Source organism: Rhodanobacter sp. FDAARGOS 1247, from assembly GCF_016889805.1.
Lineage (GTDB): Bacteria > Pseudomonadota > Gammaproteobacteria > Xanthomonadales > Rhodanobacteraceae > Rhodanobacter.
Genome location: NZ_CP069535.1, coordinates 1,422,863 through 1,445,069 on the forward strand (window position 1 = coordinate 1,422,863; position 22,207 = coordinate 1,445,069).

Sequence of the window (22,207 nt, forward strand, 5' to 3'; positions counted from 1 at the left end):
CCTGTCTTCCGCCCAGGCGCGCCGCCGTGCTTCTTTTCAGCCCCCATTTCGATCACATCCTCCACGCGCTGCAGCAGTTCGAGCTGACGCCGTGGAAGATGGTCGGTTTCGCCGGCACCCTGCTGTTCACCAGCCGCTGGTTCGTGCAGCTCTACTACACGCGCAAGTACAAGCGCGTGGTGATGCCGCTGGCGTTCTGGTGGCTTTCGGTATGCGGCAGCGTGCTGCTGCTGACGTACTTCACCCTGGGCAAGAACGACTCGGTGGGCATCATCTCGAATTTCTTCCCGGTCTTCGTGTCGGTCTACAACCTCATCGTGCACCTGCGCCACCGCAAGCACAGCATGACCGGCGACGCGACCGCGTAGATCACTCCGGGTCGTAGTCGAGGTTGGAGGCGAGCCAGCGCTCGGCCTCGGCCAGTGTCCAGCCCTTGCGCTTCGCGTAATCCTCGACCTGCTCCTTGCCGAGCCGGCCGACCACGAAGTACTGGCTGTCCGGGTGCGAGTAGTACCAGCCGGAGACTGCGGCGGCCGGATACATCGAGAAGCCTTCGGTGAGTTCGATGCCGGTGTTCCTGGTGACGTCTAGCAGCTTGAACAGCGTGGTTTTCTCGGTGTGGTCGGGGCAGGCGGGATAGCCGGGCGCGGGGCGGATGCCGCGGTATTTCTCGGCGATCAGCGCGTCGTTGTCGAGTGCTTCGTCCGCCACGAAACCCCAGAATTCCTTGCGCACGCGCTCGTGCATGTGCTCGGCGAACGCCTCGGCGAGGCGGTCGGCCAGGGCCTTGAGGATGATCGAGGAATAGTCGTCGTAGTCGGCCAGGAAGCGGTTGAGGTGTTCCTCGATGCCGATGCCGGCGGTGACCGCGAAGCCGCCGATCCAGTCGGGCTTGCCGAATTCCTTCGGGGCGATGAAGTCGGCGAGGCAGAGGTTGGGGCGCTCGCGGGGTTTGTCGGCCTGCTGGCGCAGGCTGTGGAGGGTGGCCAGGGGCGTGCCCCCATCCGCCCTTCGGGCACCTTCCCCCGCTTGCGGGGGAAGGGAAGTCGAGGTGTGCCCCGCTTGCGGGGGAAGGGAGGTCGGGGCATACACCTCGACGTCGTCGCCGACGTTGGCGGCGGGCCACAGGCCGATCACGGCGCGGGCGGTCAGCCATTGCTCGGCGATGATCTTGTCCAGCATGGCTTGGGCGTCGCGGAACAGTTCGCTGGCCTGGGGGCCGACGATGTCGTCGGTGAGGATGGCCGGGTAGTGGCCGGCCAGTTCCCAGGCCTGGAAGAACGGGGTCCAGTCGATGTACTGGCGGATCACCGACAGGTCGTAGTCGTCGAAGACGGTGATGCCGGGTTTGGCCGGCTGCGGCGGATCGTAGTTGGCCCAGTCGCAACGGAAGCGCTGTGCGCGGGCTTTTTCCAGCGACACCAGTTTCTTGCCGGGGCCGCGGTTGCGATGGCGTTCGCGCACGTCGGCGTAGTCGGCGCGCACCTTGGCCAGGAAGTCGTCGACCAGTTCCTTGCTGACCAGCGACTGCGCCACGCCGACCGCGCGCGAGGCATCCTTCACCCATACCGTGCCGGCCTTGTAGTGCGGTTCGATCTTCAGCGCGGTGTGTGCGCGCGAGGTGGTGGCGCCGCCGATCAGCAGGGGGATGTGGAAGTCCCGCCGCTGCATCTCGCGGGCGACCTGGCTCATCTCCTCCAGCGAGGGCGTGATCAGGCCGGACAGGCCGATCATGTCGGCGTGCTCGGCGATCGCGGTTTCGAGGATCTTCTGCGCGGGCACCATCACGCCCAGGTCGATCACCTCGAAGTTGTTGCAGCGGAGCACCACGCCGACGATGTTCTTGCCGATGTCGTGCACGTCGCCCTTGACCGTGGCCATCACGATCTTGCCGTTGTTCTTGCCGGTGTCGCCGGTGCGTTCCTTTTCGGCCTCGATGTAGGGCAGCAGATAGGCCACCGCCTTCTTCATCACGCGGGCGGATTTCACCACCTGGGGCAGGAACATCTTGCCGGCGCCGAACAGGTCGCCGACTACGTTCATGCCGTCCATCAGCGGGCCCTCGATCACGTCGAGCGGGCGCGTGGACAGCTGGCGCGCCTCCTCGGTGTCCTCGACCACGTACTGGTCGATGCCGTGCACCAGGGCGTGGCTGAGCCGGGCGCGCACATCGTTCTCGCGCCAGGCCAGCGTCTCGACCTCGGCGGCGCCGCGCTTGCCCTTGTAGTTGTCGGCGATCTCCAGCAGGCGCTCGGTGGCATCCTCGCGGCGGTTCAGCACCACATCCTCGACGCGCTCGCGCAGCGGCGGATCGATGTCGTCCATGATGGTCAGCGCGCCGGCGTTGACGATGCCCATGTCCATGCCGGCCCGGATCGCGTGGTACAGGAACACCGAGTGGATCGCCTCGCGCACGATGTTGTTGCCGCGGAACGAGAACGACACGTTGGAGACGCCACCGGACACGTGGCAGTCGGGGAAGCGCTTCTTCAGCTCGCGGGTGGCCTCGATGAAATCCACCGCGTAGTTGTTGTGTTCCTCGATGCCGGTGGCGATGGCGAAGATGTTGGGGTCGAAGATGATGTCTTCGGGCGGGAAATCGAGTTCCCTGGTGAGCAGCTCGTGGGCGCGCGAACAGATCTCCACCTTGCGCTCGATGGTGTCGGCCTGGCCCTGTTCGTCGAACGCCATCACCACCGCGGCGGCGCCGTACTGGCGCACCTTGCGCGCCTGTTCGAGGAACGCCGCCTCGCCTTCCTTCATCGAGATCGAGTTGACGATGCCCTTGCCCTGCAGGCAGCGCAGGCCGGCCTCGATCACCGTCCACTTCGACGAGTCGATCATGAACGGCACGCGGGCGATGTCGGGCTCCGACGAGATCAGGTTGACGAAGCGGGTCATCGCCGCTTCCGAATCAATCAGGCCCTCGTCCATGTTGATGTCGATCACCTGGGCGCCGTTGGCGACCTGCTGGCGGGCGACTTCGACGGCCTCGTCGTAGCGGTCTTCCTTGATCAGTTTCTTGAACTGCGCCGAGCCGGTGACGTTGGTGCGCTCGCCCACGTTGATGAACAGCAGGTCGGGGGTGACGACCAGCGGTTCGAGGCCGGAGAGGCGGGTGTGGCGGATACTCATGTGCGACGACACCATGCTGTTGCTCCCTCCCCTGCGTGCAGGGGAGGGTTGGGGAGGGGTAAGGCTTTTGATCTGGTTTTTGAGACGGAAGTCAAAAGCGTGACCCCCACCCAACCTCCCCCTGCAAGCAGGGGGAGGAGCGACGGTGCGTTCATGCGGCCTCCGCGTCACGCGCAGGCAACGTCCTTGGCGCGCAATCGCGCACAGCTTCGGCGATCGCCTTGATGTGCGCCGGCGTCGTCCCGCAACAGCCACCGACCAGGTTCAGCAAACCATCGCGGGCGAAGCTGCCGATCACGCCGGCCATGTGTTCGGGTGTTTCGTCGTATTCGCCGAAGGCATTGGGCAGGCCGGCATTCGGGTGCGTGCTGACGTAGCTTTCGGCGAGGTTGGCCAGGGTCTGCACATGCGGGCGCAGGTCCTCGGCGCCCAGTGCGCAGTTGAAGCCCACCGACAGCGGGCGCGCATGGCGCACCGAGTAGTAGAACGCTTCCGCAGTCTGACCCGAGAGCGTGCGACCGGAGCGGTCGGTGATGGTGCCGGAGATCATCACCGGCAGGCGCGCCCCGCGCTGGTGGAACAGTTCGGCGAGGGCGAACAGCGCGGCTTTCGCATTCAGCGTGTCGAAGATCGTCTCGACCATGATCACGTCGGCGCCGCCGTCGATCAGGCCATTGGCGGACTCGGTGTAGTTCGCCGCCAGTTCCTCGAAGGTGACGTTGCGGAAGCCGGGATCGTTGACGTCGGGCGACAGCGAGGCGGTGCGGCTGGTCGGGCCGAGTACGCCGATCACGAAGCGCGGCTTGTCCGGGGTCTTCGCGGTCATCGCATCGCAGGCGGCGCGGGCCAGCTTGGCGCCTTCGAGATTCAATTCGCGCGCCAGGTGCTGCAGGTGATAGTCGGCCTGGCTGATCCGGGTGGAGTTGAAGGTGTTGGTTTCGATCAGGTCGGCGCCGGCTTCGAGATAAGCGTCGTGCACGCCGCGGATGATGTCCGGCCGGGTCAGCGTGAGCAGGTCGTTGTTGCCCTTGAGGTCGCAACTGCCGGCGTGGTCGTGCGCGTGGCCATCGTGTCCGTGTTCGAAGCGTTCGCCGCGGAAGCCGCTTTCGTCCAGCTCGTGTGCCTGCAGCATGGTGCCCATGCCGCCGTCGAGGATCAGGATGCGCTGGCGCAGTGCGTGCTCCAGCAAGGCGACGCGTTCGGGGTGGAGCCAGGGGAGGGTGCTCATCGAACTTCCTTGCAGGTTCAGGCCGGCTTGCGCGCCAGCAGGCTGATCACTTCGAAATGCGGCGCCTTGCGCTCGCGGCTGAGCCGGTTGCAGCTCAGCACGTCGAGCCTGGCGGCCCGGGCGTAGCCGTCCAGTTGATCGCTGCTGAAGCCGAGGTTGCGATGGTCGAACGGTTCGACCGCCTTGCCGTGGTCGTGCTTGCCCAGGGTGACGGCGAGCAGGCGGCCGCCCGGGCGCAGCAGGCGCGCGGCTTCCGCCACCGCCTTGGCGGGGTGTTCGGCATAGGTCAGCGCGTGCAGCATCAGCACCAGGTCGAAGCGCTGGTCGCCCAGCTCCAGCGCGTGCATGTCGCCCTGGATCACGCGCACGTTGGTGAAGGCCTGCAGGCGTTTCGCGGCGGCCTCGACCACGCGCTCGCTGGAATCCACGCAGACGATGGAGTGCGCGTGGGGCGCCAGCAATTCCGCGGTGATGCCGTCGCCGGAGGCGATGTCCAGCACGTCGCCGGTGCCCAGCAATTGCAGCAGCGAGCGGGCCAGGGTTTCCCAGGTGCGGCCGGGCGAGTAGTGGCGCTCCATGTCGCCGGCCACGGTGTCGGCCCAGCCTTCCTCGCGGGCTCGGTTGGCCAGCACGCCGGGCAGCCGGGCGGCATCCTCGCGCAGCAGGGCGTCGTCGATGCTGGCGCGCAGCGAGGCGAGCAGGTCATGCTGCGCCCCGTCGCCTTCGTTGTTGGCGCGGTAATAGGCGGAGACGCCGGCGCGACGATCGCGCACCAGCCCGGCTTCCTTCAGCTTGGCCAGGTGGGTCGATACGCGCGGCTGGGCCAGGTGCAGCACGGCAGCCAGTTCGGCCACGGTGAGTTCCTCGTGTTCAAGCAGGGCCAGCAGGCGGACCCGGGTGGGGTCGGCCAGCAGGCGCAGCACGCTCGAAGCGGTCGCCAGATCCATAATCATCCCTGTATCGCGATACAAAGATGTGTAGGCTAGGCCCCGTTGAGGCAAGCGTCAAGCGCCCACGCGCCAAGTGGTTGCCGCGTCGCGCGCCCCGCCACCGGCCATCCCGGCTAAAATGTCCGGCTTTCCCCGTTGCCGGAGCTTTCCCATGGATTTCAGCTTTACCGAAGACCAGTTGTCGATCCAGTCGATCGCCCGTGATTTTGCGCAGAAGCGCATCGCACCGGTGGCCGCCGAGCTCGACGCGAAGGGCGAGTTTCCGCTGGAGAACATCCGCGAGATGGGTCAGCTCGGCCTGATGGGCATCGAGGTGCCCGAGGAGTACGGCGGCGCCGGCATGGACCCGGTGGCCTACGTGCTGGCGATGATCGAGATCGCCGCGGCCGACGCGGCCACCGCGACCATCATGTCGGTGAACAACTCGCTGTTCTGCAACGGCATCCTCAAGCACGGCAACGAGGAGCAGAAGCAGAAGTACGTGCGCGCGATCGCCACCGGCGAGGCGATCGGCGCCTACGCGCTGACCGAGCCGCAGTCCGGTTCGGACGCCTCGGCGATGCACACGCGCGCCGCGAAGAACGCCAACGGCGACTGGGTGATCAACGGCAAGAAGAGCTGGATCACCTCCGGCCCGGTGGCGCGTTACATCGTGCTGTTCGCGATCAGCACGCCCGGCATCGGCGCCAAGGGCGTGTCGGCCTTCATCGTCGACACGCAGCTGCCGGGTTTCCACGCCGGCAAGAGCGAGCCCAAGCTCGGCATCCGCGCCTCGGCCACCTGCGAGATCGAATTCACCGATTACGTGTTGCCCAAGGAGAACCTGCTCGGCGAGGAGGGCAAGGGCTTCTCGATGGCGATGGGCGTACTCGACGCCGGCCGCATCGGCATCGCCTCGCAGGCGGTGGGCATCTGCCGTGCGGCGTATGAGGCCACCTTGCAGTGGTCGCGCGACCGCAAGGCTTTCGGCGCGCCGATCGGCACGTTCCAGATGACCCAGTCCAAGATCGCCGACATGAAGTGCAAGCTCGACGCGGCCACGCTGCTGACCCTGCGCGCGGCCTGGGCCAAGGGCGAGGCGGAGAAGAACGGCGGACGCTTCGGCACCGAGGCCGCGGTGGCCAAGCTGGTCGCCTCGGAGGCGGCGATGTGGATCAGCCACCAGGCGGTGCAGATCCATGGCGGCATGGGTTACTCGAAGGAGATGCCGCTGGAGCGCTACTTCCGCGATGCGAAGATCACCGAGATCTACGAAGGCACCAGCGAGATCCAGCGGATGGTGATCGCGCGGGCGGAGACGGGCCTGCGCTGAGCCTGGCCCTCGCCCCAGCACGCCGCCGCCGGCGGCGTTCGCTGGAACGCTCAACCGCGATGCGAAGATCACCGAGATCTACGAAGGTACCAGCGAAATCCAGCGGATGGTGATCGCGCGGGCGGAGACGGGCCTGCGCTGAGCCTGGCCCTCGCCCCAGCACGCCGCCGGCGGCGGCGTTCGCTGGAACGCTCAACCGCGATGCGAAGATCACCGAGATCTACGAGGGCACCAGCGAGATCCAGCGGATGGTGATCACGGGTCGAGCGAAACCACGCAATCGATGCCCGCCCGAGCCATCTTCACATAGGGACAGATGCGTTCGGTGTTGCGCACCAGCTCCTCGGCAATCGCCCGATCGACGTTCGGCAGGCAGATACGAATGTTCGCGGCAAGCATGAACAGGCCATCGACGGGGTCCCTGCCGAAGGTGACTTGGGCGACGATTTCGGCGTCCGGAATCGCCACGTTTGCCCGCGTGGCGAGCAGGCTCAATGCGCCATGGAAGCAGGCGGCGAAACCGGCTGCGAACAATTGCTCCGGGTTGGCGCCGCCGCCTGGTCCGCCCAGTTCCGCGGGCATCCGCAGCCGCACGTCGAGGTTTCCGTCGTCGGAGCGAGCCACGCCCGATGCACGACCGTGCCGGGATTCACCGCCGTTGACTCGTACGGTCGCCGTGTACAGCGGAAGGAAATCCTGCCCGTAATGCTTGTCGAGCAGGGAAACAGATGGTGGTCGCAGTTTGGTCATGGCTGGACTCGTAGTGCTTCGGTGAATGAAAGCATGGGTCTGCTTCGGCAAGGGCGCCCTCTTCGGCATGGATCGCAGCCTGCACGCCGGGGTCCGCCTCCATGCGACGGGCAAAACGCATCAGGCGGTTCAGGCCATACAAACCGATATCCTTGCCGGCGGCCCAGCGCAGCAGCACGAGCAGATAAGGATCGGCGACCGAGCAGGTCCCCGCCAGCCAGTCGTGGCCGGCCAGCTGCGCGTCAATCTGCTCGAGGCAAGTGCGTATCTGCTGACGGGCGTTGACCGCCATCACGTCGGCTAGGCTTTCCTGCCGGAGAAAAAGCGGTGCCGCGAAGAGCGGCGTGAACGCCTCGCGCACATCGGAGTCGAGGAAGCCCAGCCAGCGCATGACTTCGGCACGCCCGCGCGGCGTACCATCACCAAGCAACCCCGCTTCCGGATGGATATCGGCAAGGTAGCCGAGCATTGCGACGTTTCCGGTCAACCTGAAGTCGCCGTGTTCCAGCATGGGCAAAGTGTCCGCGGCATCGCGGGCCAGGCATGCCGGCGACTTCATGCCGTGCTGGCTCATCCTCACGGTCTGGTAGGGTGAGCCGATCCATTCGAGCACGATGTGCGCGGCCAGCGAACAGTCCCCTGGCAGGTAGTGGAGTTTCACCTCGCCACTCCGCGGCGGGCGAATGCCGAGCGACCGAACCAGGTCTGGAAGTCCTGCGCGCCCAACCGCGCGTCGGCGCCCGGCAGCAAGGTATCCGGCTCCAGCACCGCGCCGAAGTAGGGGGCCTTCGGGTCCGCGACGACCTTGCGCGGATCTCCGGTGGCCTTGAGGAAACGCTGGACCAGTTCCGCCAGTGGGGCCTTCTCGGGCCCGGCGATTTCCACCGTGCCGTTGACTGCCGCGCCGAGCGCGTAATCGGTGACGGCATCGGCGACGTCGTCCGAGGCGATCGGCTGCATCAGCCCGCTCGAGAGATGGATATCCTGCTTCTGGCCACCATCGCCGGCGATGCCGTCGAGGAACTCGAAGAACTGGGTGGAGTGGACGATGGTGTACGGAATGCCGGCGGCACGTATCAGTTTCTCCTGGGCCATTTTGGCGCGGATGTAGCCGCTCGCCGCAAAAGCCGGACGACCGGTGCCCACGACCGACAGGGCCAGGTGATGCTTCACGCCGGCCTTCTTCTCCGCGGCGGCGAGATTGCGTCCTGACCTCTCGAAGAAGTCCAGCACGGCCTGATCCTCGAACGAGGGCGAGTTGGCCAGGTCGATCACGATGTCGGCGCCGGTCATGGCCTCGTCCAGGCCTTCGCCGGTGAGGGTGTTGACGCCCATGGATGGCGCGGCGGCAAGCACTTCGTGGCCGTGCTGGCGCAGGCGGTCGACGACCTTGCTGCCTATGAGCCCGGTGCCGCCGATGACGACGATTTTCATGAGGGATCTCCTGCTCTGGATGGGTGCGTGGCACGTCGTGAGTTCATGCTAGGCATGGCCATCGGCGCCGGGTAGGCCCGTTGGCGTGCTCGCGGTGTTGCCCGTGACGCACCAATCGATGTCGTCGCAGGTGGGGCGGTGGTGTCAGACGATGTCCGCCACGGATGCCTTCATCGCTTCGCCCCTGATCGCGGACGGGATCGGAATCAGGCCGGTCGCGCACTCCAGGTCCAGCGCGCGCACCGCCGTGGTCATGTGGTCGATGAAGACGCGAATCCGCACCGGCAGTTGCTGCCGGCTCAGGTAACACAGGTAATGCCCCCGATCGTCGGGCGCGTATTGCGCCAGGCACGCCACCAGACGGCGGGCCCGCAGGTGTTCGCTGATCTGGTAACCCGCCATCTGCGCGACGCCCTGGCCGTCGAGTACGGCCTGCAGGACCAACTCTTCGTCGTTGAACGTGCAGGTGGATGACGGCAGGAATTTCTGGATCCGGCCGCCGACCTTGAACTCCCATTCGAAGATCCTTCCCGACGCCATGCGGAAGTTGATGCAGGCGTGTCCGGCCAGATCCTCCACGTGGCGTGGCGACCCGTGCTCGCGCAGATACGCTGGCGACGCACAGACCAGCATCGGCATCGGGATCAGCTGCTTCGCGATGACCTGGCTGTCTTCCATGCGCCCGTCGCGAAAGGCCACGTCCACCCGGTCCGCGCTGAAATCCAGCGTGCGATCATCGAGCAACAGCTCGATGGCGATCTCCGGATAACGCGCGCGAAAGCCGTTGAGCAGAGGCGCCACGATGCGGTGCCCGAAGCCCACCGTCGCACTGATCCGCAGCTGCCCGCGCGGCGGCCCTTCGCGCAGGTCGCGCATGTCCTCCAGCGCCTGGACGATCCGTTCCACGCCCGGATGGCAGTTTTGGTAGAACAGTTCCCCCTCGCGGGTCAGCGACGTGCTGCGGGTGGTGCGCAGGAACAGCCGCGTGCCCAGCTGGGCCTCAAGCTTCTGCACGCTGCGGCTGACTGCCGAGCGATTGATGCCGAGGCGGTCGCCGGCGCGGGCGAAACTGCCCTCGGTGGCTACCGCGATGAACGCCACGACGCCGGCGTAACTTGCGGAAAAACTTGCGGCGAGAGCGTCGCTGCTCTCGCAATGGGGGCGCTCGGGGTTGTCGATGGTCATCTGTCGGGTAACGGAAGTGGCGGCTTCGCGTGTCATGGCGAAGCGATGCGAACGCCGGCGTCAGCCGGCCCATGCCTGATAGACGTTTCAGCAACGACGTTTGTGACACCGGGGCGCATTGGTGCGTGCAGGGCAACACGGTGGGCACGGCGGCGCGTCTACCGGAGGTGCCATGTCAAACCTACGCTGTGGCCCGTCACGCCATTGAGCGCGTTCGGGTACCTCAGCCGCTCTGAGGCATGGCCACACGCCTACGGAGGATTCCCACCATGACCCAGCGAATCGACTATCAGAAGCAGGCGCCCGAGCTCTTCAACAAGCTCGCCGCCCTCAACATGGCGATAAACAAATCCAGCATCGAGGAGACCATCAACCACCTCGTCGAGATCCGCGCGTCGCAGATGAACGGATGCACCTTCTGCCTGGACATGCACATCAAGCAGGCCACGATCGGTGGCGAGCGTCCGCTGCGCATCCATCACCTGGCGGCATGGCGCGAATCCACGCTGTTCTCCCCCCGCGAGCGTGCCGCACTGGCGTGGACCGAGGCGCTGACCCGGTTGCCGCCGCACGGCGTTTCCGACGAGGTCTACGAGCAAGTGCGCAACGAGTTCTCGGAGAAGGAAATCACCGACCTCACCTACGCGGTGATGGCGATCAACGCCTGGAACCGCATCAACATCGCCTTCCGGGCCACCCCCGGTACGGCCGACAAGGCGTACGGACTGGACAAGGCCGGGCTCGCCTGAATCCTGACGGCGCGGCTACGCCGCGCCCGCCGCTTCTTCGACGCCCGGCCCTCGTGGCGCGGGCTATCCATGAGGAAATACCCATGCGCAAGTTCACCACCTTCGGACTGCTGCTCCTGCTCGCCTGCGGTACGGCCGGCGCCCAGACGGCCGGGAAGGTTGCTCCCGCATCCACCCCGCCGATGGCCAAGGTCAGCGAGTTGATGACCAAGGCCCTCAAGGATTATCCCGGCAAGGAGGCCATGATGATCACCGTCGTCTATCCGCCGGGCTCCGTCGATCCGGTTCATCGCCACCATGCCCATGCGTTCGTCTACGTGCTCGAAGGCTCCATCGTGATGGGCCTGAATGGCGGCAAGACCGTCACGCTGGGGCCTGGACAGACCTTCTACGAAGGGCCGGACGACGTGCATACGGTTGGTCGCAACGCCAGCAAGACCAAACCGGCCAAGTTCCTGGTGTTCCTGTTGAAGGACCGGGATGCCCCGGTGTTGATCCCGGTTCACTGAGTTTCCCGCTTCACCGCTTCCGGCCCGTCACCGCGGAGATGGCCTGTTCCGGGCGCTCTTCGTGGTGGCGGGCCGGACAGCGGCCTGCGGCGCAGGCATGGGTGCGTCGTGGCCAGGCCGGTCGGCGTAGACTGTCGTGACCACACCGGCACAAACGGCTTCCCATGGATGCTGCCACCGCCACTTTCCACGATCTGCGCCCGAAACTGCAACGCATCGCCTGCCGCATGCTCGGCTCCGCATCCGAGTCCGAGGACATCGTGCAGGACGTCTGGCTGCGCTGGCACGAGGTCGACAGGGAAAGCATCCACAACGCCGAGGCGTGGCTGGTGGCGACCACCACCCGGGTGTCGATCGATCGCCTGCGCTCGACCAGGGCTCGGCGAGAGTTGTACGTAGGCATCTGGCCGCCCGAGCCGATGCTCGCCGAGTGGCCCGCCACGCCCGAGGACATCGAGGAGCTCTCCAGCGAGGTCTCCATCGCCTTCCATACCGTGCTCGAATGCCTGGCCCCGGAAGTTCGCGCCACCTTTCTGCTGCGCGAAGTTTTTGACGTGGACTACGGTGAGGTCGCGGAGATGATCGGCAAGAGCGAAGCCGCCTGTCGCCAGATCGTGCACCGGGCCAAGACGCAGTTGCGCCAGAAGCGACCGCTACGCACGGTATCCAGCGAAGCCTGCCAGAAGCTGACGCGGCGGTTCACCGAGGCCCTCGCACAAGGCGACTTTGCCGGGTGAGGTGGATACCGGTCGGCATCTGCAGAACCATGGACGGTGGCGGTCATGTCGCGAGCTCCACCAAGTCGATGGTCGGTGCCTGCATCTTGCCCATCGTCTTCGCCGCCAGTCGGCGTTGCAAAGTGGGTTCGAGCGTCATGCAACAACTGTCGTTTGATGCCTGGCGGTCATGAAAAACCCCGGCAGTTGCCTGCCGGGGTTGGTTGAGCTCTGGTCGGCTCGGATCACACGCCGCGGCGGGGATCCGAATCGAACGATTGCATGCCATTGCCGCTGCGCACGGCGGCTGGGGTGTCGCCGTCCAGCTTGTCGCCGAGCAGGCGGCGCACCACCACGTAGAACACCGGGATCAGCAAGACGCCGAGGAAGGTGGCGAACAGCATGCCGCCGATCACGCCGGTGCCGATCGCATGGCGTGCATTGGCGCCGGCGCCGCTGGAGATGAACAGCGGGAACACGCCCAGGATGAAGGCCAGCGAGGTCATCAGGATCGGCCGCAGGCGCAGGCGGGCCGCGTCGACGGTGGCCTCGCGCAGGGTGCGTCCGGCTTTCTGCTCGGCCACCGCGAACTCCACGATCAGGATCGCGTTCTTGGCCGCCAGGCCGATCACCGTGATCAGGCCGATCTTGAAGTAGATGTCGTCGGGCAGTCCGCGCAGCAGCGAGAACACCACCGCGCCGAGCAGGCCCAGCGGCACCACCAGCATCACCGACACCGGGATCGACCAGCTTTCGTACAACGCCGCCAGGGCCAGGAACACGATCACGATCGACAGCAGCATCAGCAGGGTGGCCGCGTTGCCGGACAGGATTTCCTGGTAGGACTGGCCGGTCCAGTCGAAGCCGAAGCCCTTGGGCAGATCGTTGTTGACGATCCGCTCCATCTCGCTCATGGCTTCGCCCGAGGCGTGTCCGGGCGCCGGGGAGCCGACGATCTCCACCGCCGAATAGCCGTTGTAGCGGGTCAGCGAGGGCGAAGACACCTGCCACTGGCTGCGCACCACGGTGGACAGCGGGATCATCTCCGGCGCGGCGCCGGCGGCACCCAGGGTGCTGGGGGTGAAGATGTGCTGCAGTGCCTCCGGACCCATGCGATAGGGCGCGTCGGCCTGCATGATCACCCGCTTGATGCGGCCGCCATAGGTGAAGTCGTTGACGTAGACCGGCGCCAGCATCAGGCCGATCGCGTTGTAGATGTCACCGACCTGCAGGCCCATCGATTGCGCCTGCACGCGGTCCACGTCCAGGTGCAGCTGTGGCGAGTCTTCCAGTGCATTGGGGCGCACGCCGACCAGCGACTTGTCCTGGCTGGCCTTGCCCAGCAGCATGTTGCGGGCCTGGGTCAGCGCCTCGCGACCGGCGCCGCCGCGGTCCTGCAGGTACATGTCGAAACCGCCGAACTGGCCCAGTCCCTGCACCGTCGGAATGTTGGCCACGAAGATCCGCGCGTCGTGGATCTGCTGCATGGAGCCATTGGCACGCTGGATGAACTCGGCCGCCGTGTCGTCGCGCTTGGCCCAGTCCTTGAGCTTGATGAAGGCCATGCCGGCGTTCTCGCCCGAACCGATGAAGCTGAAGCCGGTGACCTGCAGCACGCCTTCGACGGCCGGGTCCTTGTTCAGGATCTCGCGCATCTGCGTCATCACCGCCGAGGTGCGCTGCTTGGTGGCGCCCGGTGGCAGCTGGATCACCGACAGCGCGTAGCCCTGGTCCTCCTCGGGCAGAAAGCTGCCGGGCAGGCGCGTGTACAGGAAGCCGCCCAGCACGGCCAGCAGCACGAACACCAGCATCCAGCGTGGCGCGTGGCGCACGGCGCCGCCGATGTGGCCGGTATAGGTGTGCGTGGTCCAGTCGAACAGCTCGTTGAACTTGCGGAAGACGAGGTTCTTCTTCTTGTGGTGCTCCGGCTGCAGGAAGCTGGCGCACAGCGCCGGCGTGAACGACAGCGCCAGGAAGGCCGAGAAGCCCATCGACACCGCGATGGTCAGCGCGAACTGCTTGTAGATGATGCCCGAGGCGCCCGGCTGCAGCGACGAGGGCACGAACACGGCAGCCAGCACCACGGTGATCGCCACCACCGCGCCGGTGATCTGGCCCATCGCCTTGCGCGTCGCGTCCTTCGGCGACAGACCTTCCTCGGTCATGATGCGCTCGACGTTCTCGATCACCACGATCGCGTCGTCGACCACGATGCCGATCGCCAGCACCATGCCGAACAGGGTCAGCTGGTTGATGCTGAAGCCGAGCACCAGCATGCCCAGGAAGGTGCCCAGCAGGGCCACCGGGATCACCAGGGTCGGGATGATGGTGGCGCGGATGTTCTGCAGGAACAGCAGCATCACCAGGAACACCAGGATGATCGCCTCGATCAGCGTATGCACCACCTCGTTGATCGAGATGGTGACGAAGGCGGTGCTGTCGTACGGGCTGAACCAGGTCACGCCCTGCGGGAAGCTCGGCGCCAGCTCGTCCATCTTGCCGCGCACCGCGGTGGCCACGTTGAGCGCATTGGCGCCGGGCAGCAGCTGGATCGCGAACGCACCGATCGGCTTGCCCTGGTACTGCGTGTCGAAACCGTAGCCGCCGGGACCGAAGCTGATCCGCGCCACGTCGCCCAGCTTGACGGTGGTGCCGTCGGGATCGGCACGCAGGATGATGTCGGCGAACTGTTCGGGCGTAGTGAAGCGCCCCTCGGTGGACACCGTGGCAGTGAAGCCGTGGCCGGGCAGGGCCGGGTCCGCGCCCAGCGAACCGGCCGCGAACTGCACGTTCTGCGCCTTGATCGCCGCCAGCACCTGGGTGGCCGACAGGCTGTAACCGTGCAGCTTGTCGGGGTTCAGCCAGATCCGCATGGCGTATTCGGAACCGAACTGCTGGGTGCTGCCGACGCCGGGCACGCGCGAGATCTGGTCGAGCACCTGCGAACCGACGATGTCGTTGAGACGGTCGCGGTCGATGTTCTTGTTGTCCGAGGTCAGCGCGACGACCATCAGGAAGCCGGCGTTGGCCTTGGCCACCACCACGCCCTGCTGGGTCACTTCGGACGGCAGTCGCGGCGTGGCCAGCGCCACCTTGTTCTGTACCTGCACCTGGGCGATGTCCGGGTCGGTGCCGGACTCGAAGGTCAGCGTGATGCTGGCGCGGCCGCTGGCGCTGGACGAGGAGTTGAAGTACAGCAGGTGGTCGATGCCGGTCAGTTGCTGCTCGATCACCTGGGTGACGGTTTTCTCGGTGGTTTCGGCGCTGGCGCCGGGGTAGGTCGCGCTGACCGTCACCGAGGGCGGCGCGATCGTCGGATATGACTCCACGCCCAGGTTGAGGATGGCCAGCACGCCACCCAGGGAAATCAGGATCGCCACCACCCAGGCGAAGATCGGGCGGTCAATGAAGAAACTCGGCATCGTCCGGCTCCGTTACTTGCCGCTGTGCGCGGCTGGCGGCTGGCTCGATGACGAGCTGGCGGGTTTCCACGGGCTGGCCTTGGCCGGCGCACCGGCCTTCACGTTCTGGATGCCCGACACCACCACCTGGTCGCCGGCGGCGAGGCCGTCGTTGATGACCCACTTGCCGTCGACCATGTCGGCGGTGCTGACGTCCTTGCGCACGACCTTGCCGTCGGCACCGACGGTCATCACGTAGGCGCCCACGGTGTCGCGTTGCACGGCCTGTTGCGGCACCAGGAACACCTTGTGCTGCTGGCCGAGGTTCGCTTTCAGCGTCACGTACATGCCGGGCAGCAGGCTGCGTTTCGGGTTGGCCACCTTGGCACGCAGGTTGACCGAACCGGTGGACGGGTTGACCGTGGTGTCGGAGAAATCCAGCACGCCCGGCTCGGAATAGTCGCTGCCGTCAGGCAGGGTGATCTGCACGCTGGCCTTGTTCGGATCGGCCAGGGTGACGTTGCCGCTGCTCTGCGCGCGGCGCATCTGTTCCAGCGAGTCGACGCCCATGGTGAAGTTCACGTACAGCGGGTCCATCTGGTCGACGGTGGTGAGCAGGGTGGCCTCGCCGTTGCCGACCAGGGCGCCTTCGGTGACCTGCTGCTGGCCGGCGCGACCATCGATCGGCGAGGTCACGTTGGCGTAGCCCAGGTTGATGCGGGCGGTCTCGACGTTGGCGCGGGCTGCCTGCACCGCGGCGGCGGCGCTGCGTTCGGCGGCCAGCGCATTGTCCAGGTCGGACTTCGACACATAGCCCTTCGGCGCCAGCTCGCGCACCCGCTGCGCGGTGACCTTGTTGTTGGTCCAGGTGGCCTGGGCCTGGGCCAGCGACGCCTGGGCCGCGCTCAACGAGGCCTTCAGCGGCGCCGGGTCGATCTGGAACAGCAGCTGTCCCTGCTTGACGTTGGTGCCTTCCTCATAGGTGCGCTTGAGCAGCACGCCGGCCACGCGGGCGCGGACATCGGCACTGCGATAGGCGGACAGGCGCCCGACCAGATCGCGGGTCAGTGGCGAGGTCTGCGGCTGGACCTTGATCACGCCCACGTCGGGGGGCGGCATCTGCGGCGGACCCTGTTCCTTGCCCTTGCCACAGGCGGTCAACGCCAGCAGGCCCAGGCACAACAATGGCGTGCGCAACAACGAGGAATTCATGGAAGCTCCAGAACTGGCTTGTACGGGGAGGGGGTGCCGACGCGCTCTGCGATGTCGTCAGAAACGGAATACCGCATCTTGCGTCACATGTCCTGTGTCAAAGGTTGCGGACGTGTCGGCCCGCATTTCAAACCCGCCGACACGGCGAGAAGCGCCATGCGAAGCGCTTTGCCTACAAGACTATACCGGCGAGTTTACATTTTATCCGGGTCGCGAATCCAGTCATTGACAGTCGTTTCAAACCGTGGACAGCGCCAGCGCTGTTCCGCGCGGCGTCCATTCAAGAACGAGGACGGTCTGCGGCAGCGGCTGCGACGTGGCGAGCGACAGGTGCATCGCGTGCATCGACAGGTGCGTTGCACCGGCGTGCCGCGCCAGCTGTACCAGGGCTGACGACGAGCCCCGAACATGCGCCGCAGCATGGTCGGGCGGGCGCTGCGTGGGTGGATTCGCCCGGGTGCGCGGCGTATCCTTTCAAGGCTTTTTACCCGTGTTACCCACCATCGTCTCCACTGAACAGTAGATGCCATGAATGCGACCCATGCGGCGAACGATCCTTCCCTTCCGTCAGTAGTGCTTGCAGAGCTGAAAATGGGCGGTTTCTCGCCCGAGCGCCTCGGTGAGGCGCAGGTTTTCTGCGAGGCTTTCTTTGCACGAGTGGGGGGCGGCGACGCGCATCTGCACACGCCCGTTCAATGGGCCGCACTGGTCGGCAGCCTGCTGGAGTTCATGCAGCAGCGGCAACGCGGCAGCGCCAGCGTGCGCGTGCTCAATCCCGTGGACGCGAATTCGGGCCGCAGCATGTTGCAGATCGTCACCGACGACATGCCGTTCCTGGTCGACACGGTCAGCATGATCGTGTCGGCGAAGTTGCAGATCCACGCCGTGATCCATCCCGTGCTGAAGGTGACCCGCGATGCCTCGGGCAAGCTGCTGTCGCTGGGCGACGCGGCCGGCGAGGGCGAGTCGCTGATGCATTTCGAGATCGACCGGGTCGCCGATGCCGCCGAACAGGAGCAGCTGACCGCCCACGTCGAGGCCGCCCTGGATGACGTGCGCGCCGCGGTCAGCGACTGGTCGGCGATGCGCGACAAGGCGCTGGCGATCGCCAACGAGCTGCCGCAGCGCAAGCTGCCGATCGATGCCGCCTCGGTGCAGGAGGCCAGCGAGTTCATGAACTGGATCGCGGCCGACAACTTCACCTTCCTGGGTTACCGCGAATACGAAGTGGCCGACGCCGAAGGCGATCGCGTGCTGCGTGCCATCGATGCGTCCGGCCTGGGCATCCTGCGCGCCAACGAGCGCTCGATGGCGCCCCGCTCGCTGCGCACGCTGGCGGCCAGTGAGTTGCCGCAGTCCGGTTCCACCGATGCGATCATCCTGACCAAGACCAATGCCCGTTCGCACGTGCATCGCGCCGGCTACATGGATTACATCGGCGTGCTGCAGTTTGGTGCCGACGGTCGCGCCGTGGCCGAGCAGCGCTTCCTGGGCCTGTTCTCCTCCAATGCCTACATGGCCCGCCCGCAGGACGTGCCACTGGTGCGGCACAAGGTCGAGGCGGTGCTGGCGCGTTCGGGCCTCAAGCGCGATTCGTACTCGGGCAAGTCGCTGCGCCACATCCTCGAAACGCTGCCGCGCGAGGAACTGCTGCAGGGCACCGAGGACGAGCTGTTCGCCACTGCGATGGGCATCCTGGAGCTGCGCCAGCGCGCGCATACGCGCCTGTTCATGCGTCGCGACCGCTACGGCCGCTTCTTCACCTGCATGGTGTTCGTGCCGCGTGACCGCTTCAACACTTCGGTGCGCGAACGCATCGAGGCGCTGCTGGGTTCGGCGCTGCACGCCGAGCAGATCGATTCGTCGGTGCTGATGGGCGAGGCTGCCCTGGCGCGCCTGCACATCGTGCTGCGGCCGAAGATCGGCGACCAGCCGAACTACGATCTCGCCGAGCTGGAAAACGGCGTCGCCGGGATCGTGCGCAACTGGCACGACGAGGTGCGCGATGCGCTGGTGGCCCAGCGCGGCGAACACGAGGGCGTGGTGCTGGCCAACCGCTACGCGCGCTCGCTGCCCGCCGGTTACGTCGAGGACGTGAGCCCGGCCGTGGCCGCAGCGGACGTGCACCAGCTGTCCCTGCTGCAGGGCGACAACGCGTTGCGCATGTCGTTCTACCACCCGCCCGAGGAACCCGAGACGCTGCGCTTCAAGGTCTACCGCTCCGGTGGCGACATCGCGCTTTCCGAAGTGCTGCCGCAGCTGGAGAACCTTGGCCTGCGCGTGTTGACCGAGCACGTCTACGACATCACCGGGGAGGCTTCGCTGTCGATCCAGGACTTCGAAGTGCAGCCGGTCGGCAAGCTCACCTTCGGGGTGGAGCAGGTCGGTGTGCTGTTCGAGGAAGCCTTCGAGCAGATCTGGCGCGGCCACGCCGAGAACGACGGTTTCAACCGGCTGGTGCTGGGCGCCAAGCTGAGCTGGCGACAGGTGGCGATGCTGCGCGGCTACTGCAAGTACCTGTTGCAGACGGGCGCCACGTTCTCGCAGTCGTACATGGAGGAAACCCTCAACCGCTATCCGGCGATCGCCGGCCTGCTGGTCGAGCTGTTCCTGGCCAAGTTCGATCCGCGCCGCGAGGCGCTGAGCGCCGACGAACTGAAGGCCGCCGGTGCGACACTGGCCGCCGAGATGCACGCGCTGATTCCGGCCAACGTGCAGACCGCCCAGCCGGGCCTGATCGACGGCCTGGGCGCGGTGCTGTCGAAGCCGCGCGCCGACCAGGTGGCGATGGTGGAAAGCGCCATCCACGTGCTGCTGGAGAACGTCGCTAGCCTCGACGAAGACCGCATCCTGCGCAGCTTCGTCAACCTGATCCGTGCCACCTTGCGCACTAGCTTCTTCCAGCAATGGGAGGGCGCTTACCGCGACTACATCAGCTACAAGATTGATTCGCACAAGGTGCCCGAGCTGCCCAAGCCCGTGCCTTATCGCGAGATCTGGGTGTGCGCGCCGCGCGTCGAGGGCATCCACCTGCGCTTCGGCGCGGTGGCCCGCGGCGGCCTGCGCTGGTCGGATCGTCGCGAGGATTTCCGCACCGAGGTGCTGGGCCTGGTCAAGGCGCAGATGGTGAAGAACACGGTGATCGTGCCGGTCGGTTCCAAGGGCGGCTTCTTCGTCAAGAAGGCACCGGTGGGCGGCGACCGCGACGCGCAGCTGGCCGAGGGCATTGCCTGCTACAAGCTGTTCATCAACGGCCTGCTCGACATCACCGACAACCTGATCGAAGGCAAGGTGGTCAATCCGCATGACGTGGTGCGCCACGACGCGGACGACCCCTACCTGGTGGTGGCCGCCGACAAGGGCACGGCGACCTTCTCCGACATCGCCAACGCGATCTCGATCGAGCACGACTACTGGCTGGGCGACGCGTTCGCCTCCGGCGGTTCGCACGGTTACGACCACAAGGGCATGGGCATCACCGCCAAGGGCGCGTGGGAATCGGTCAAGCGCCACTTCCGCTCGCTCGGCCGCGACAGCCAGACGCAGGACTTCACCTGCGTCGGCATCGGCGACATGTCCGGCGACGTGTTCGGCAACGGCATGCTGCTGTCCGAGCACATCCGCCTGCTGGCCGCGTTCGACCATCGCCACGTGTTCCTCGACCCGAACCCGGACGCGGCGCGCACCTTCGTCGAGCGCCAGCGCCTGTTCAAGGTGCCGCGCTCGAGCTGGGACGACTACGACAAGTCGCTGATCTCCGCCGGTGGCGGCGTGTATCCGCGCAGCGCCAAGTCGATCCCGATCTCGCCCGAAGTGCGCACGGCGCTGGGCCTGAAGCCCGACGTCGAGCAGATGGCGCCCAGCGACCTGCTCAGCGCGATCCTGAAGGCGCCGGTCGACCTGCTGTGGAACGGCGGCATCGGCACCTACGTGAAGTCATCCGCCGAGACGCATGCCGACGTGGGCGATCGCGCCAACAACGCGCTGCGCGTCAACGGTGGCGACCTGCGCTGCAGGATCGTGGGCGAGGGCGGCAACCTCGGCTTCACCCAGAAGGGCCGCATCGAGGCGGCACAGAAGGGCGTGCTGCTGAACACCGACTTCATCGACAACTCGGCCGGCGTGGACACCTCCGACCACGAGGTGAACATCAAGATCCTGCTGAACGATGCGGTGCAGCGTGGCGAACTGAGCTTCGATGCGCGCAACACCCAGCTCGCCGCGATGACCGACGAGGTGGGCGAGCTGGTGCTGTGGGACAACTACCGGCAGAACCAGGCGATCACCCTGATGGAACACCAGTCGGTGGGCCGCATCGGTTCGATGGCGCACTTCATCCGCACGCTGGAAGCCGAAGGCACGCTGGATCGCCAGGTCGAGAACCTGCCCTCCGAAGCCGAGCTGACCGAGCGCAAGAGCCGCGGCATCGGCATGACCCGGCCGGAACTGGCGGTCCTGCTGTCGTACGACAAGCTGCGCCTGTTCCAGCAGCTGCTCGACTCCGACGTGCCGGAAGATCCGTACCTGTCCAAGGAGCTGGTGCGCTACTTCCCGCTGCCGCTGCACGACAAGTATGCCGAGCACATGCAGCGCCACCGCCTGAAGCGCGAGATCATCGCCACCTCGGTGACCAACTCGACGATCAACCGCATGGGCGCCACCTTCATGATGCGCATGCAGGAAGACACCGGCCAGGGTCCGGCGGCCATCGCCAAGGCATACACCGCCGCGCGCGAGATTCTCGACGCGCGCGCGTTGTGGGCGCAGATCGAGGCGCTCGACACCAAGGTGGCCGAAGACACCCAGATCGACGCGATCAAGCAGATCTGGTCGCTGCTGCGGCACATGACGCGCTGGCTGCTCAACCGCCCGGGTGGTTCGCTGGACATCGCGGCCAACGTGGAGCGCTACCAGGCGGTGGTGTCGAACCTGCGCAATGCCTTGCCGCAGGTGCTGACGCCGACCGGCCAGGGTGACTTCGCCTGCAATCGCGAAAAATGGGAAGGCCTGGGCCTGCCCGCCGACCTGGCGCTGCGCCTGGCCCGCATGCCGGTGCTGCGTGCCGCGCTGGACATGGTCGAGGTGGCCCAGCAGAGCGGCCAGCCGGTGGACAAGGTGGCCGGCGTGTTCTACGAGCTGGGTCAGGCGCTGGATCTGGAGTGGTTGCGCGACCAGATCGAGGCCTTGCCGGTGGAAGGTCACTGGCATGCCCAGGCGCGTGGCTCGCTGCTGGACGAACTCAACCACCAGCACCGGGCGCTGGCCTTGCAGGTGTTGAACCTCAGCGGCGCCAGCAAGGACGTTTCGCCGGTGCAGGCATGGCTGCAGCGCGACGACGCCACCCTGAAGTACACCCGCAGCATGCTGGCGGAAATCCTCACCCAGAACGCGGACTACCCGATCGCCTCGGTGGCGGTGCGGCGGTTGGCGCAGCTGGCGCAGGTGCCGGTTTGAGCTGCCCGCACTGAGGGTTCGGCGCGGCGTGGACCCCACCCCTTCCCTCCCCTGCCAGCAGGGGAGGGTGTCCCGGCACGATCCAGCTTCGCCTCTGTTTGGCTTTGCCCCCCCTGCTTGCCCCAAAGGGACTTCCTTCGGTCGCAGGGGGAGGTTGGGAGGGGGTGCTCTT

At 66.3% G+C, this 22,207-nt stretch carries 16 protein-coding genes; 7 read left to right on the forward strand and 9 right to left on the reverse strand.

Annotated features, from left to right (window positions below; all coding sequences use genetic code 11):
- Positions 1 to 26 precede the first annotated feature (26 nt).
- Positions 27 to 368, forward strand: a complete 342-nt coding sequence (locus tag I6J77_RS06380) for a lipid-A-disaccharide synthase N-terminal domain-containing protein (RefSeq protein ID WP_204110983.1) — start codon at positions 27 to 29, stop codon at positions 366 to 368.
- 1 nt (position 369) lies between these two features.
- Here the strand turns inward: I6J77_RS06380 and metH are convergent, their stop codons facing one another.
- The 3 genes from metH to I6J77_RS06395 form a co-directional block, all read right to left on the reverse strand.
- On the reverse strand, positions 370 to 3,135 hold the full coding sequence (gene metH / locus I6J77_RS06385; protein ID WP_204110984.1) for a methionine synthase: 2,766 nt from the start codon (positions 3,133 to 3,135) through the stop codon (positions 370 to 372).
- Positions 3,136 to 3,286: 151 nt separating this feature from the next.
- On the reverse strand, positions 3,287 to 4,363 hold the full coding sequence (locus I6J77_RS06390; protein ID WP_204110985.1) for a homocysteine S-methyltransferase family protein: 1,077 nt from the start codon (positions 4,361 to 4,363) through the stop codon (positions 3,287 to 3,289).
- Positions 4,364 to 4,380: 17 nt separating this feature from the next.
- Positions 4,381 to 5,310, reverse strand: a complete 930-nt coding sequence (locus I6J77_RS06395; RefSeq protein ID WP_204110986.1) for a metalloregulator ArsR/SmtB family transcription factor — start codon at positions 5,308 to 5,310, stop codon at positions 4,381 to 4,383.
- Positions 5,311 to 5,464: 154 nt separating this feature from the next.
- Between I6J77_RS06395 and I6J77_RS06400 the strand changes: the two genes are divergently transcribed.
- Positions 5,465 to 6,625: an acyl-CoA dehydrogenase family protein gene (locus I6J77_RS06400; RefSeq protein ID WP_056718663.1), complete on the forward strand. Its 1,161-nt coding sequence runs from the start codon at positions 5,465 to 5,467 to the stop codon at positions 6,623 to 6,625.
- Between the two features lie 76 nt (positions 6,626 to 6,701).
- Positions 6,702 to 6,767 (forward strand): hypothetical protein, encoded by a 66-nt coding sequence (locus I6J77_RS17930; protein ID WP_369334537.1) that lies wholly within the window; start codon positions 6,702 to 6,704, stop codon positions 6,765 to 6,767.
- Between the two features lie 113 nt (positions 6,768 to 6,880).
- Here the strand turns inward: I6J77_RS17930 and I6J77_RS06415 are convergent, their stop codons facing one another.
- The 4 genes from I6J77_RS06415 to I6J77_RS06430 form a co-directional block, all read right to left on the reverse strand.
- Positions 6,881 to 7,375, reverse strand: coding sequence for an Ohr family peroxiredoxin (locus I6J77_RS06415; RefSeq protein WP_204110987.1), 495 nt, complete (start codon positions 7,373 to 7,375; stop codon positions 6,881 to 6,883).
- The gene (locus I6J77_RS06420) at positions 7,275 to 8,036 is read right to left on the reverse strand and encodes a glutathione S-transferase family protein (protein ID WP_204110988.1); all 762 of its coding nucleotides are present in this window, start codon (positions 8,034 to 8,036) and stop codon (positions 7,275 to 7,277) included. The genes I6J77_RS06415 and I6J77_RS06420 overlap by 101 nt, the downstream gene beginning before the upstream one ends.
- On the reverse strand, positions 8,033 to 8,809 hold the full coding sequence (locus tag I6J77_RS06425; protein WP_204110989.1) for an SDR family oxidoreductase: 777 nt from the start codon (positions 8,807 to 8,809) through the stop codon (positions 8,033 to 8,035). The genes I6J77_RS06420 and I6J77_RS06425 overlap by 4 nt, the downstream gene beginning before the upstream one ends.
- A 144-nt stretch (positions 8,810 to 8,953) precedes the next feature.
- On the reverse strand, positions 8,954 to 10,030 hold the full coding sequence (locus I6J77_RS06430; RefSeq protein WP_343230160.1) for a LysR substrate-binding domain-containing protein: 1,077 nt from the start codon (positions 10,028 to 10,030) through the stop codon (positions 8,954 to 8,956).
- A gap of 233 nt (positions 10,031 to 10,263) precedes the next feature.
- On the opposite strand from I6J77_RS06430, the gene I6J77_RS06435 reads away from it, so the two are divergent.
- The 3 genes from I6J77_RS06435 (at position 10,264) to I6J77_RS06445 (ending at position 11,989) form a co-directional block, all read left to right on the forward strand.
- Positions 10,264 to 10,743, forward strand: coding sequence for a carboxymuconolactone decarboxylase family protein (locus I6J77_RS06435; protein WP_204110990.1), 480 nt, complete (start codon positions 10,264 to 10,266; stop codon positions 10,741 to 10,743).
- Positions 10,744 to 10,826: 83 nt separating this feature from the next.
- Positions 10,827 to 11,252 carry a cupin domain-containing protein gene (locus tag I6J77_RS06440; protein ID WP_204110991.1) on the forward strand — a complete coding sequence of 142 codons (426 nt, stop codon included), beginning with the start codon at positions 10,827 to 10,829 and terminating at the stop codon, positions 11,250 to 11,252.
- Positions 11,253 to 11,416: 164 nt separating this feature from the next.
- Positions 11,417 to 11,989: a sigma-70 family RNA polymerase sigma factor gene (locus I6J77_RS06445; protein WP_204110992.1), complete on the forward strand. Its 573-nt coding sequence runs from the start codon at positions 11,417 to 11,419 to the stop codon at positions 11,987 to 11,989.
- A 224-nt stretch (positions 11,990 to 12,213) separates the two neighbouring features.
- On the opposite strand, the gene I6J77_RS06450 is transcribed toward I6J77_RS06445, so the two are convergent.
- Positions 12,214 to 15,390, reverse strand: coding sequence for an efflux RND transporter permease subunit (locus tag I6J77_RS06450; RefSeq protein ID WP_204110993.1), 3,177 nt, complete (start codon positions 15,388 to 15,390; stop codon positions 12,214 to 12,216).
- Between the two features lie 12 nt (positions 15,391 to 15,402).
- Positions 15,403 to 16,581, reverse strand: coding sequence for an efflux RND transporter periplasmic adaptor subunit (locus I6J77_RS06455; RefSeq protein ID WP_204110994.1), 1,179 nt, complete (start codon positions 16,579 to 16,581; stop codon positions 15,403 to 15,405).
- A gap of 528 nt (positions 16,582 to 17,109) precedes the next feature.
- Here I6J77_RS06455 and I6J77_RS06460 point away from each other — a divergent pair.
- A complete protein-coding gene (locus I6J77_RS06460; protein ID WP_204110995.1) occupies positions 17,110 to 22,035 on the forward strand; it encodes an NAD-glutamate dehydrogenase domain-containing protein in 4,926 nt (1,641 codons plus the stop codon).
- The last annotated feature ends 172 nt before the right edge of the window (positions 22,036 to 22,207 follow it).

What these genes read in the sequence shown, in the direction of transcription:
- I6J77_RS06450 (WP_204110993.1), bottom strand. Translation starts at nt 15,390, where the DNA reads ATGCCGAGTTTCTTCATTGACCGCCCGATCTTCGCCTGGGTGGTGGCG.
- I6J77_RS06430 (WP_343230160.1), bottom strand. Translation starts at nt 10,030, where the DNA reads ATGACACGCGAAGCCGCCACTTCCGTTACCCGACAGATGACCATCGAC.
- I6J77_RS06460 (WP_204110995.1), top strand. Translation starts at nt 17,110, where the DNA reads ATGAATGCGACCCATGCGGCGAACGATCCTTCCCTTCCGTCAGTAGTG.
- I6J77_RS06390 (WP_204110985.1), bottom strand. Translation starts at nt 4,363, where the DNA reads ATGAGCACCCTCCCCTGGCTCCACCCCGAACGCGTCGCCTTGCTGGAG.
- I6J77_RS06415 (WP_204110987.1), bottom strand. Translation starts at nt 7,375, where the DNA reads ATGACCAAACTGCGACCACCATCTGTTTCCCTGCTCGACAAGCATTAC.
- I6J77_RS06455 (WP_204110994.1), bottom strand. Translation starts at nt 16,581, where the DNA reads ATGAATTCCTCGTTGTTGCGCACGCCATTGTTGTGCCTGGGCCTGCTG.
- I6J77_RS06425 (WP_204110989.1), bottom strand. Translation starts at nt 8,809, where the DNA reads ATGAAAATCGTCGTCATCGGCGGCACCGGGCTCATAGGCAGCAAGGTC.
- metH (WP_204110984.1), bottom strand. Translation starts at nt 3,135, where the DNA reads ATGAGTATCCGCCACACCCGCCTCTCCGGCCTCGAACCGCTGGTCGTC.
- I6J77_RS06435 (WP_204110990.1), top strand. Translation starts at nt 10,264, where the DNA reads ATGACCCAGCGAATCGACTATCAGAAGCAGGCGCCCGAGCTCTTCAAC.
- I6J77_RS06400 (WP_056718663.1), top strand. Translation starts at nt 5,465, where the DNA reads ATGGATTTCAGCTTTACCGAAGACCAGTTGTCGATCCAGTCGATCGCC.
- I6J77_RS06440 (WP_204110991.1), top strand. Translation starts at nt 10,827, where the DNA reads ATGCGCAAGTTCACCACCTTCGGACTGCTGCTCCTGCTCGCCTGCGGT.
- I6J77_RS06395 (WP_204110986.1), bottom strand. Translation starts at nt 5,310, where the DNA reads ATGGATCTGGCGACCGCTTCGAGCGTGCTGCGCCTGCTGGCCGACCCC.
- I6J77_RS06445 (WP_204110992.1), top strand. Translation starts at nt 11,417, where the DNA reads ATGGATGCTGCCACCGCCACTTTCCACGATCTGCGCCCGAAACTGCAA.